The 11,083-nt window shown below is 57.7% G+C and carries 14 protein-coding genes; 9 read left to right on the forward strand and 5 right to left on the reverse strand.

Annotated elements, in window-relative coordinates; translation table 11 throughout:
• Positions 1 to 29 precede the first annotated feature (29 nt).
• Both GOV85_RS13750 and GOV85_RS13755 read left to right on the forward strand, forming a co-directional pair.
• Complete coding sequence (locus GOV85_RS13750) at positions 30 to 164, forward strand: aa3-type cytochrome c oxidase subunit IV (protein ID WP_050604020.1); 135 nt, start codon at positions 30 to 32, stop codon at positions 162 to 164.
• A 17-nt stretch (positions 165 to 181) separates the two neighbouring features.
• The gene (locus GOV85_RS13755) at positions 182 to 814 is read left to right on the forward strand and encodes a hypothetical protein (RefSeq protein ID WP_171179067.1); all 633 of its coding nucleotides are present in this window, start codon (positions 182 to 184) and stop codon (positions 812 to 814) included.
• Here GOV85_RS13755 and GOV85_RS13760 read toward each other — a convergent pair.
• Both GOV85_RS13760 and GOV85_RS13765 read right to left on the reverse strand, forming a co-directional pair.
• Positions 803 to 1,135 (reverse strand): AzlD domain-containing protein, encoded by a 333-nt coding sequence (locus GOV85_RS13760; RefSeq protein ID WP_171179068.1) that lies wholly within the window; start codon positions 1,133 to 1,135, stop codon positions 803 to 805. The two genes, GOV85_RS13755 and GOV85_RS13760, sit on opposite strands and share 12 nt — an antisense overlap.
• Positions 1,132 to 1,845 (reverse strand): AzlC family ABC transporter permease, encoded by a 714-nt coding sequence (locus GOV85_RS13765; protein WP_171179069.1) that lies wholly within the window; start codon positions 1,843 to 1,845, stop codon positions 1,132 to 1,134. Before GOV85_RS13765 ends, GOV85_RS13760 begins: the two co-directional genes overlap by 4 nt.
• Here GOV85_RS13765 and GOV85_RS13770 point away from each other — a divergent pair.
• From GOV85_RS13770 to GOV85_RS13790, 5 genes are read left to right on the forward strand one after another with little or no spacing between them, the layout of a single operon-like run.
• The gene (locus GOV85_RS13770; RefSeq protein WP_245223238.1) at positions 1,844 to 2,785 is read left to right on the forward strand and encodes a formate dehydrogenase accessory sulfurtransferase FdhD; all 942 of its coding nucleotides are present in this window, start codon (positions 1,844 to 1,846) and stop codon (positions 2,783 to 2,785) included. The two genes, GOV85_RS13765 and GOV85_RS13770, sit on opposite strands and share 2 nt — an antisense overlap.
• Positions 2,778 to 3,434 carry a molybdenum cofactor guanylyltransferase MobA gene (mobA, locus tag GOV85_RS13775; RefSeq protein ID WP_171179070.1) on the forward strand — a complete coding sequence of 219 codons (657 nt, stop codon included), beginning with the start codon at positions 2,778 to 2,780 and terminating at the stop codon, positions 3,432 to 3,434. The genes GOV85_RS13770 and mobA overlap by 8 nt, the downstream gene beginning before the upstream one ends.
• A complete protein-coding gene (gene mobB, locus GOV85_RS13780) occupies positions 3,431 to 3,922 on the forward strand; it encodes a molybdopterin-guanine dinucleotide biosynthesis protein B (protein ID WP_171179071.1) in 492 nt (163 codons plus the stop codon). The genes mobA and mobB overlap by 4 nt, the downstream gene beginning before the upstream one ends.
• Positions 3,923 to 3,942: 20 nt before the next feature.
• Positions 3,943 to 5,988 (forward strand): gephyrin-like molybdotransferase Glp, encoded by a 2,046-nt coding sequence (gene glp, locus GOV85_RS13785; RefSeq protein WP_171179434.1) that lies wholly within the window; start codon positions 3,943 to 3,945, stop codon positions 5,986 to 5,988.
• A complete protein-coding gene (locus tag GOV85_RS13790; RefSeq protein WP_253282890.1) occupies positions 5,985 to 6,578 on the forward strand; it encodes a GNAT family N-acetyltransferase in 594 nt (197 codons plus the stop codon). Before glp ends, GOV85_RS13790 begins: the two co-directional genes overlap by 4 nt.
• Here the strand turns inward: GOV85_RS13790 and GOV85_RS13795 are convergent.
• The 3 genes from GOV85_RS13795 to GOV85_RS13805 all read right to left on the reverse strand — a co-directional run bounded on the left by GOV85_RS13795 (position 6,575) and on the right by GOV85_RS13805 (position 8,670).
• Positions 6,575 to 7,570, reverse strand: a complete 996-nt coding sequence (locus GOV85_RS13795) for a hypothetical protein (RefSeq protein ID WP_171179073.1) — start codon at positions 7,568 to 7,570, stop codon at positions 6,575 to 6,577. The two genes, GOV85_RS13790 and GOV85_RS13795, sit on opposite strands and share 4 nt — an antisense overlap.
• A gap of 14 nt (positions 7,571 to 7,584) precedes the next feature.
• Positions 7,585 to 8,055 (reverse strand): transcription elongation factor GreA, encoded by a 471-nt coding sequence (greA, locus tag GOV85_RS13800; RefSeq protein WP_171179075.1) that lies wholly within the window; start codon positions 8,053 to 8,055, stop codon positions 7,585 to 7,587.
• 234 nt (positions 8,056 to 8,289) lie between these two features.
• Positions 8,290 to 8,670: a VOC family protein gene (locus GOV85_RS13805; RefSeq protein ID WP_171179077.1), complete on the reverse strand. Its 381-nt coding sequence runs from the start codon at positions 8,668 to 8,670 to the stop codon at positions 8,290 to 8,292.
• Between the two features lie 82 nt (positions 8,671 to 8,752).
• Here GOV85_RS13805 and soxR point away from each other — a divergent pair, with 82 nt between their 5' ends.
• Together soxR and GOV85_RS13815 are read left to right on the forward strand one after the other, a co-directional pair.
• Positions 8,753 to 9,208, forward strand: a complete 456-nt coding sequence (gene soxR / locus GOV85_RS13810) for a redox-sensitive transcriptional activator SoxR (protein ID WP_171179080.1) — start codon at positions 8,753 to 8,755, stop codon at positions 9,206 to 9,208.
• A gap of 136 nt (positions 9,209 to 9,344) precedes the next feature.
• A complete protein-coding gene (locus GOV85_RS13815) occupies positions 9,345 to 10,994 on the forward strand; it encodes an electron transfer flavoprotein-ubiquinone oxidoreductase (protein ID WP_171179081.1) in 1,650 nt (549 codons plus the stop codon).
• Positions 10,995 to 11,083: the final 89 nt, after the last annotated feature.

Consider the following 11,083-nt stretch of genomic DNA (forward strand, 5'->3'; position numbering starts at 1 on the left):
CAAACACGCGAACTGGGATTCTGAGACTCATGGCTGAACACAAGCACGGCGAAATGGACATCACCGTCCAAACCAAAACTTTCAACGGTTTCATCAAAGCCACCACATGGTGCGTGGTTGCGATTGCCTTTTTGTGCCTGTTCCTGGCGGTCTTCGCCTCCTAAACAAATCGGGGGCAACTTTGCTCAGGATTTTGATCGCCTGCCTTTTGGTAGCAACCGTTGCGGGCTGTGCGGGCTCTAATCGTCCGCAAGCCGATCAGGCGGAGATTGTCTCGAGGTCTTATAGCGATCCCGGGCCGTCCACGCTGACGCTGTACACAATGATCAATACGCGCACCGGTTCTGGCGCGCACACCTCTTTGATGATTGGCGCAAGCGAACGTGTGATCTTTGATCCGGCGGGGTCGTTTCGAGCTGATGTCGTCCCTTTGAGGAACGATGTTCTTTACGGAATAACACCGGCTGTTGAACGCGCGTATCGAAGTTCACATGCTCGCGAGAGCCATTATGCGCGCATCCAGACGCTGATTGTCACGCCGCAGCAGGCAGAGATAGCGTATCAACTTGCCAAGCAGAGCGGTCCGGTTTCCAGCGCGTTTTGCGCGAATTCAACGGCCCGTCTGTTGCAGCAAGTTCCCGGATTTGAACAGATCGATGTCACTTTCAGCCCGGTAAAACTTTCCGATCAATTTGGGCAGATTCCAGGTGTCGTAACGCAGGAATATCGCGAAAATGACGATGCCGATCTGCAAAAAGGGTTGGCTGCAAACAACGCGCTTCTCAATCAGTTGGACGCAGGTTCAAGTCAGTAGATAGAGCAGTCCGTAAAGCGTGGCGGCCCCTGAAAAGATAGCCGCCAGGACGTTCTTGCTGATCAGACCCACAAGCAACGCAACCGCCGCCGCCGACATTCGGGGGATATCCGGTTGCCCGCCGGTCGCAGAAGGCCACACCACCAATGGTGTGATCAGTGCGGGTATAATCGCAACAGCCGTATAACGCAGATGCCGCAGCAGCCAGGGCGGCATAGGGCGATCGCCCACAAGCCCGATAAAGGTAAAGCGCAGTGCGTAACTGCCCACTGCCAGGCCCACAATAATGATCCACATGGTGGTCGGGTCGATCTGGGTCATGACGGCGACCTCCGTTCCAGCATCAGTTCGGCTTGTGCACCGGCCATCATCCCGGCCATCCCGGCAATCAACAGACCCAGATTGTACGGCACACCCACCGTCAGAAGCGCGACGACTATGGCGACCAGGGCCGCAATTACATGTGCCAGGGTGCGCATCATCGGACCGACCATGGCCAGAAAAGTAATCGGCAGAGCAAAATCCAACGCCCAGCTTTCCGGGATTTGTGCCCCTAGGACAGCGCCGATGATGGTCGCCAAGATCCAAAGCGGCGTGATCGGTGTAACCGAGCCGAAAAAATATGCCATGCGCTGTGGGATCGTCAGGTCAGGTTCTTTCTCGAACCGCACAATCGAACAGGCATAAGACTGATCGACGATCAGGTAGGCGGCACAGGCGCGCTGCCAAAGTGGGGCCGCACCCAGATAGGGCGTGAGCGACGCGGAATACATCGCGACCCTCAGGTTCACGGCCAGTGCCGAGATCAACACGATTATTGTTGGAGTTTGATCCTGTAAAAGTTGCAGCGCCGTGAACTGGGCGGCTCCGGCAAAAACGGTGGCCGAAAAGGCGATGGTTTGAACAATATCCAACCCGGCTTCGGTCGCGAAAACGCCGAACAACAGGCCAAAAGGGACAGCGACAAAGACAAAAGGCGTCCCGTCCCGAAAACCTTTCCAGAAGTATGACTTGGATGTGGCAGCGGCCATGGCTAAATCCTATGGTGACGCCAGCAGCAGTAACTGTCTTGGGAAGGGGTTGCAATTGGCCACGAAATTCGACCTGTCGGACTATCTTATCGCCCCTGATCCGGGCGCTGCTCGCCTGACCCGAGCGGTCGAGGGCACAGACCAGAACGGCGAGGCCAGCCAGATCTCGGTGGTCGAAGAACGCCCGTTGACGATTTTCCTCAATTCCCAGGAAATCGTGACGGCGATGACAATCGGCGACTATCCCGAATATCTGGCGCTGGGCTTTCTGCGCAACCAGGGGATGCTGTTGGCGGATGATGAGATTACCCGCGTGGACTACGACGACGATCTTGAGACCGTTGTTGTGCGAACAGCGCGTGAGACATCGTATGAGGACAAGCTGAAGAAAAAGACACGCACCAGTGGGTGCGCCGTTGGAACGGTGTTCGGCGACATGATGGAGGGGCTTGAGGACGTGCAATTGCCGCAGGTTCAGGTGCGGACCTCATGGCTCTACGATCTGGCATCCAAGATCAATCGCACGCCGTCGCTGTATCTTGAGGCGGGCGCAATTCACGGCACGGTCCTGTGCCGCGAAAACCGCCCGCTGGTCTATATGGAGGATGTGGGCCGCCACAACGCCGTTGACAAGATCGCAGGTTGGATGTTGTCCGAAGGCGAAGGTGCGGCGGACAAGATCCTTTACACCACCGGTCGCCTGACATCCGAGATGGTGATCAAAACGGCTATGATGGGTATCCCTGTATTAGCGTCTCGTTCGGGTTTCACCGCTTGGGGCGTCGAGATCGCGCGCGAGGTTGGCCTGACCCTAATCGGCCGGATGCGCGGACAGCGCTTTGTCTGCCTGTCGGGCGAGGACCGCCTGCTGCGCGACGTGGACCCGTCAACCGTAGCGGTCGAGGAAAAAAAACATCGTCGGAAGAGTGCCAATGAGTGATAAGATAAAAAAACCTCTGGGCATCATCCTCGCAGGAGGACAGGCGACCCGGATGGGCGGTGGTGACAAGGGCCTGTTGCAGATCGATGGGCAAAGCTTGATCTCTCATGTGATCGAACGCCTGTCCCCACAGGTCAGTGGGCTGGCTCTGAATGCCAATGGCGACCCCGAGCGGTTTTCCGACCTGAACCTGACTGTGCTTCCTGACACAATCGAAGGGTTCGCGGGGCCTTTGGCCGGGGTGCTGGCCGGGCTCGATTGGGCGGCAGAACAAGGCGCGGGCAGCATTGTGACCGCTGCTGCTGACACGCCGTTCTTCCCACGCGATTTAGTGGTGCGATTGCAAGATGCGGCAGAGGGGCAGGTGCACCCTCTGGTTTTGGCGACGACTCCGCGCACCGGCGACGAGGCGCTGAAATCTGGCGGCGGCAAACGGGTCAACCGGCATCCGACCTTTGGCCTCTGGCCAGTCGCGCTGCGCGATGATCTGCGAGCGGCGCTGACGGATGGGCTGCGCAAGGTGGTGCTGTGGACCGATAAACATGATGGGCGAGAGGCTTTGTTCGATGCTGACCCGTTTGACCCGTTCTTCAACGTCAATACGCCCGAAGATCTGGATCGCGCCCGAACATTGTTGGAGCAGGCATGAGGGTCTTTGGCGTCACTGGCTGGAAGAATGCTGGCAAAACCGGACTGATGGAACGGCTGGTGGCCGAGATCACAGGCCGGGGCTTTACGGTGTCGACTGTCAAACATGCGCATCACAGTGTCGATGTGGATCAACCCGGCACCGACAGTCATCGCCACCGCATGGCTGGGGCCAGCGAAGTGCTGCTTGCCTCAGGTCAGCGAATTGCCGTGATGCAAGAGCTGCGCGGCACGCCAGAGCCACCTTTGGCCGATCTTTTGGCCCGGCTTTCACCGGTTGATCTGGTGCTTATTGAAGGTTTCAAGCGCGAAGATCACCCAAAGGTCGAAGCTTTCCGCGCTGTGGCGGGCCATGCGCTTATGGCCCCCGAGAACGCGACCATTAGGGCAGTGGCCAGTGACATTCCGCTGGACTTGGATCGCCCGGTTCTTGATCTGAATGACACGGCAGCGATCGCGGACTTCATCCTGAAAGAGGTCGGTTTGTGAGCTTGTTCCAGACCTTTGCCATGGTGGATTGGTCTGGTGGAAACGACACCGGGCCGACCCCGCGCAAAGATGCAATTTGGGCCTGTACTGCGCGCGAAGGGCACGTTTTGCAGCCTGAATACCAGCGCAACAGGATGGTCGCCGAAAAGTGGCTTGAGGCTCTGATCCGTACCGAGCTTGAGGTCGGTCGTCGCCTGTTTTTGGGGTTTGATTTCCCGTTTGGCTATCCGGCAGGGTTTGCCCGGGCGATGACGAGTGCAGACGATCCACTGGCTTTGTGGGATTGGTTCGAAGGGCATGTCGAGGACACACCCAAGGCGAACAACCGTTTTGATCTGGCAGGCCGGATTAACCTGAAGTTTGGCGGAAAAGGCCCGTTCTGGATGAACGGTTTGCGTCGTGACATCAATGGTCTGCCGCGCAGGAAAACCGACTATTCCAACCCTTTCCCGGACCGTCGCGTTGTAGAAACCCTGGCCAAGGGCAGCTTCACCTGCTGGCAGATGGCAGGTGCGGGGGCTGTTGGCGGGCAGGTGATGATGGGGCTGCCGGTTCTGAACCGCCTCCGCCGTCGGTTTGCGGGGAAGATCGCGGTCTGGCCGTTTGAGCCATTGGACAAACCGGTTGCCTTTGTAGAGATCTGGCCGTCTCTGACCCTTGGAGCGTCGCCAGCGGGGCAGATCAAGGATGCCTGGCAGGTCGAACAGGTCGCCTTGACTCTGTCACGTTTGACAGAGCAGGAGTTGGATGCGCAATTGAATGTCTCAGCGGCAGAGGAAGGTTGGATATTGGGTGTAGCTCAGGACAAGCCGAACATAGCCCCGTCGCCATTGCGAAACAATTGTTTCGCGTTGCCTGCCGGGGTGGAGTGGACACCTGTAGACGAGGCATTGGCCTATCTGCGCGACAGATTGCATCCGATCACGTCAGTGGAAACGCTTGAGCTGTCCAAGGCAAGTGGCCGCATTCTGGCCGAGGATGTGATCGCCCAACGCTCAAATCCGCCCCAGCCTAACACGGCAGTGGACGGGTTCGGGTTTGCGGGTCCCGTCCCGGATGGCACGCAGGTCATGCCGTTGATTGATGGGCGCGCGGCGGCGGGAATACCGTTTGACGGTTCAGTCCCCGAAGGTCGGGCTTTGCGTGTCCTGACGGGCGCAGCACTGCCTGATGGTGTGGATACGGTTATTCTGGAAGAGGATGTCACGGTCAAAGACGGGCATATTGCCTTCCGCGGTCCGCTGAAAAAAGGCGCGAACACGCGGCGCGCGGGTGAAGATGTGATGGCAGGTGATGTGGCTTTGCCCGCCGGGCGTCGGTTGACTCCTGCCGATCTCGCGTTGCTGTCTGCTGTGGGTATCGCGCAGGTGAATGTGCGTCAGCCGTTGTGTGTGGCGGTGGTCTCGACCGGTGATGAGTTGATCGAACCCGGAGAAAGCGCAGGTCCGGGACAGATTTTCGATGCCAACCGCCCGATGCTGCTTTCGTTGATCGAACGCATGGGATTTGTGCCTGTTGACATGGGGCGTGTTGCAGATGATCGGAATGCTTTGCGGGACCGGTTGGACCAAGCCTCAGCACAGGCTGATGTGATCCTGACCAGCGGAGGCGCATCAGCAGGCGATGAAGATCATGTGTCCGCCCTGTTGCAAGAGGCGGGGGCGATGCAGCACTGGCGGATCGCGTTAAAGCCGGGGCGCCCGCTGGCTTTGGGTTTGTGGGCAGGCGTGCCGGTGTTTGGCCTTCCGGGCAACCCGGTGGCTGCCATGGTCTGCACCCTGATCTTTGCACGCCCCGCTCTGGGCCTGATGTCGGGCGAAGGCTGGGCGGAACCGCAAGGGTTTGAGGTTCCGGCCGCCTTTGAGAAAAGCAAAAAACCTGGCCGCCGTGAATACCTGCGTGCAAAGGTGCGAAATGGGAGGGTCGAAGTGTTTCATTCGGAAGGCTCGGGCCGGATCAGCGGGCTCAGCTGGGCCGAAGGACTGGTTGAAATCGAAGATGGTGCGCGGCACATCAAACCGGGCGATACAGTGCGTTTCATTCCGTATGGGAGCTTTGGTATTTGACCATTGCGATTTCATCAGGCTTTGCTGATCACGAACGCTTGCATGCAGCGGCGCTGTTCTGGCAGGCGTTCTCGCCCAAGCTGTACAAGGTCATGGGGCCAGATGAAAAAGGTTTGGCTTTCTTTGAAATCGCTTTGAACCCGAATTTCGCGCTCGTCGCGCGAGATGAAACAGGCCGTATGTTGGGGCTGGCAGGGTTCAAAACGCGCGATGGCGGTTTGGCCGGTGGCAGTATGTCTGATCTTGCGGGAACCTATGGCTGGTTCGGGGCAGTGTGGCGCGCCTGCATATTAAGCCTGCTGGAACGTGAACTGAAACCGGGGGTATTTCAGATGGATGGCATATTTGTCGCCGCTGATGCCCGTGGCAAAGGTGTGGGTACGGCCCTTTTGAATGCTATTAAACAAGAGGCCAGAGGCCAGGGCATGTCAGAGGTTCAGCTGGATGTGATCGATACAAACCCGCGTGCACGCGCTTTGTACGAGCGCGAAGGATTCCGGCCAGTGGGTGAGGAAAAAACCGGGCCGCTCAAATACCTCTTCGGCTTTAGCAGCGCGACAAAGATGTCCTGGCCTGTGGAAACGTCCTAGTCGAAGGTTCCGGCCACACGGCCCAGCAACATAAAGGCCCTTGCAGTACGCGTTTCACCCAGCGCGCTCAGTTCTGCATCGCTTGCGGTGGGTTCGAACTCGGCCATCATCTTGTCGAAGCGACGCAAGAAGTGATGGGCTGCATCGCGGAAAATCGGGTCCTGTTTCATCCGTGCTGCGGTCAGCGCCAGCGAGGATCTGTCGCGCACGCCCCCCAACGCGGCAACCGCGCGACCACGTGTACCTTGGGCAAATTGGCGCCAGACTTCTGGCCGGGCCATATCGGGGCGCAGGTCATCCATATAGATGCCTTCCTGGCTGAGCAGCGTCAGAACATCCTGTGAGGCTTGTACAATTTGCGCTGTCTTTCGATCTTTTAGCGCCACACGCAGTGCATTGAACCCTTCGGTGTCATCCTGTGTTTCTGGAAAGTTCAGTGCGCGTAGAAAGACCGGGGTGCTGAGCGGCGGTGCGATCTCTTCCGCAGGCGTTCCCAGTTCCAGTGAGGTCTGATCGCCCGGAACGGGCGCTTGCCCCGATCTTGCAGTCGGAGCAGCGCGCTTGGTCGAGAACGTCGCCAGCGCATTTTCGGTTTTCCGGGTGGTCGCCGCGATCTCGTCCAGCTTTTTCGTCACCGCTGGCTCATAGGTACTAGAGGCCCGCTGTTGCTGCGCGACATACGCCTGCCGAATGGCATCAATCGCTGTTTGCAGCCGTGCGCTTTCTTCACGCATGACCCGGCTGGCACGCATTGCCGTGGCCGCAACCCAGATCATGGCCACGGGCATGAACACCGCCAGGAAGGTAACAATAAAGCCACCGTTTTGGCCCTGTTCCGGAAGCACCAGAAAAACGACCGACACCACCAGCCAGATCAGGCTGAGCACCAGTGCGGCAATCTCAATTTCAGTGACGGCCGACGCTTTCGGGCGATCATAAATGCCCAGCGAGGTCGGTTTTTCGGTTTCCGGGTCAGGATTGGGCGCGGACATTTCATGCGCTCCGGTTAGGTGTACTCGATACTCAGGATTTCATAAGAACGCACGCCACCGGGGGTACGCACTTCGACACTGTCCCCTTCCTCTTTACCAATCAGGGCACGAGCGATGGGGGATTTGATGTTCAGCAGGCCAGCTTCGATATTGGCTTCGTATTCGCCAACGATCTGCCAGGTCTTTTCCTCATCGGTGTCCTCGTCGACCAGAGTCACCTTTGCGCCAAACTTAACAGAACCGGACAGCTTTGCCGGGTCAATGACATCGGCCAGCGACAGGATACCTTCCAATTCCTTGATGCGGCCTTCGATGAAACCCTGCTTTTCACGTGCCGAGTGATATTCAGCGTTTTCCTTCAGGTCGCCCAGCTCGCGTGCCGAGGCAATCGCCTCGATGATCGCCGGGCGTTCAACGGATTTGAGGTTCTTCAGCTCAGCCGCAAGCGCGGCATTGCCCGCAGGCGTCATCGGGATCTTTTCCATACTCTCTACGTCCACGCATAAATTGAGTCGCCCCGCCGCACAGAAGCGTCGGGGCGAATATTAGGTTGGCAATTACCTGACCCAAATACCACGTGAATTGCAAGAGGTGACAGTGGTTACAGCGATCAATTCGCGACTTCGCGCCGTCGTGCGGATTTTGGGTGCGGTCTGTGGCGATGATCAGGGTGCCGAGACCTGTGCCATCGCTGGGAAGGGGCGTAAAGCCACATCATCTCAATCATATTGCACAACCTCGAATTCGATGCCGTTGTCGTCGCGGAAATAGAACCGACGCCCTGGTTCATAATCCGCGTGGTTGTGCGGCTCGAACCCAGCAGTTCGAACCTTGGCTTCGGTCGCATCGATATCTTCAACCAGAACGCCCACATGATTGAGGCCGCCAATGACATCATAGCTGCTTTCGCCCGAAGGTTTCGGTTCATCCGGTTTGTACAGCGCCAGGTAAGTATGGGCCGATCCGACATGAACCGTGTAACCACCTGCAATTGCGGGGCCTTCCCATCGGGTTTTCCAATCAAAGACCTGCTCCATCCAAGCGGCTGAAGCCTGCGGATCGCGGACTGTGAAATTTGTATGCTCAAGCGTTGCCATCATGGGATCTCCTGTTTTTAGGCTTGTCCCGACTCAAGCTAATTTCTAAACCTAACTTTAGGTCAAGGTATTTTTTGAGGATGTGATGGCTGTTTCAGAAGGGCTGGCAATCGGCGCATTGGCCCAGCGTACCGGGTTGGCAGTATCGGCTATCCGGTATTATGAGGCGCAGGGTTTGATATCGCCCTGGCGCAACTCGGGCGGGCAGCGGCGCTATCAGCGAGCCGACATTCGGCGGTTGAGCTTTGTGATGATTGCGCAGCAGTTCGGTTTGACCCTGCCGGAAATCCGCGAAGTGTTGTCGGTCCTGCCGGGAAACCGTACGCCGACACCGCAGGATTGGAAAGCCATCGGCGTTCAGCTTCGTGCCCATCTGGATCAACGAATCGATACGTTGACGCGGTTGCGCGACAATCTGGATGGGTGCATCGGATGCGGGTGTCTTAGCCTGCCGAAATGTGCGCTTTACAACCCCGATGACCGGGTAAAATCCAATGGTAGCGGTCCCAGGTATCTGATGGGGGACACACCAGAAGCTTGAAGTGTCGAATAGCGGCATTGTTACGCCGTGTTTCGATTGACCAAGGTCTTTGCAACCATGTAATCAGCCGTGAAACAAAATTGCGCCGACCACATGTAGAAAGCGCCAATTCGGAAAGTTAGCTAAGGAGCCCGCAATGGCCGAGATTGAACGCGAAGCGATGGAATACGATGTGGTGATCGTGGGTGCAGGCCCCGCGGGCCTGTCGGCGGCCATCCGTCTGAAACAGCTGGATGCCGACCTGAACGTCGTGGTTCTGGAAAAGGGCTCGGAAGTTGGCGCGCATATCCTGTCGGGTGCGGTGCTTGACCCCTGTGGTCTGGACGCGCTGATCCCGGACTGGAAGGAAAAAGGCGCTCCGCTGAACGTGCCCGTGCACGAAGACAACTTCTTCATGTTGGGTGAAGCGGGCAAACTGCGCATCCCCAACTTCCCGATGCCGCCGCTGATGAATAACCACGGCAACTACATCGTTTCGATGGGCAATGTCTGTCGCTGGATGGCAGAGCAGGCCGAAGAGCTTGGCGTTGAAATCTTCCCGGGAATGGCGTGTTCGGAACTGGTCTATGGCGAAAACGGCGAAGTCAAAGGCGTTGTCGCCGGTGTCTTTGGCCTGGAAGCTGACGGCTCGTACGGGCCTAACACCGAGCCGGGGATGGAGCTGCATGGTAAATATGTCTTCCTGTCGGAAGGCGTGCGCGGCTCGCTGTCCAAAGAAGTTATCGCCAAATATGAACTGCAAGCTGGTAAGGACGTGCAGAAATACGGCGTTGGCATGAAAGAGATCTGGGAGATCGACCCGGCCAAGCACAAGGAAGGTTCTGTCACGCACACGATGGGCTGGCCGCTGGGCAGCAACGCGGGTGGCGGATCGTTCATCTATCATCTTGAAAACAATCAGGTCTATGTCGGTTTCGTGGTTCACCTGAACTACAAGAACCCGCATCTGTATCCCTACATGGAATTCCAGCGCTTCAAGCACCATCCGATGGTTGCCGATCTGCTGAAGGGCGGCAAGCGCGTGGCCTACGGTGCGCGTGCTATTACCGAGGGCGGATATCAGTCGATGCCGAAGCTGGTCGCACCCGGTGTGGCACTGCTGGGCTGTTCAGCTGGGATGGTCAACGTGCCTCGCATCAAGGGCAACCACAATGCGATGCTGTCGGGCAAGGCAGCGGCAGAGGCTGCCTATGACGCGATCAAGGCTGACCGTTCGGGTGACGAGTTGACCGCATACGAGACAGATGTGCGCGACGGTCCGATCGGCAGCGATCTGAAAAAAGTGCGCAACGTCAAGCCGATCTGGTCGAAATGGGGTCTGACCGCATCGCTGATGTTGGGTGGTCTGGACATGTGGACCAATACCATGGGCTTCTCGATGTTCGGGACGGTCGGACACGGAAAGAACGACGCAGACTCGACCGAAGATGCCAGTAAGCACGCGCCCATCGACTATCCCAAACCCGATGGTGTGCTGTCATTTGATCGCCTGACCAACGTGTCTTTCGCGGCGACCAATCACGAGGAAAGCCAGCCCTGCCACCTGCGTTTGGCCGACCCCGAGGTGCCGGTCAAAGTCAACCTGCCCAAGTTTGACGAACCAGCGCAGCGCTATTGCCCCGCTGGCGTATATGAGGTTGTCGAGGACGAAACTGCGGGCCCGCGATTCGTCATCAACTTTCAGAACTGCGTGCACTGCAAAACCTGCGACATCAAGGATCCCAGCCAGAACATCACCTGGACAACGCCGCAGGGTGGGGATGGCCCGAACTACCCCAACATGTAAGCAAAAAAGCGGGCACTGGCAGGGTCGTGAAGGCTCTGCCATTGCCTCTTGCCAGCCGAAGCCCTAGCTTGATGGTCAGTCAATGATAG

This window comes from Ruegeria sp. HKCCA4633 (assembly GCF_013034605.1).
Lineage (GTDB): Bacteria > Pseudomonadota > Alphaproteobacteria > Rhodobacterales > Rhodobacteraceae > Ruegeria.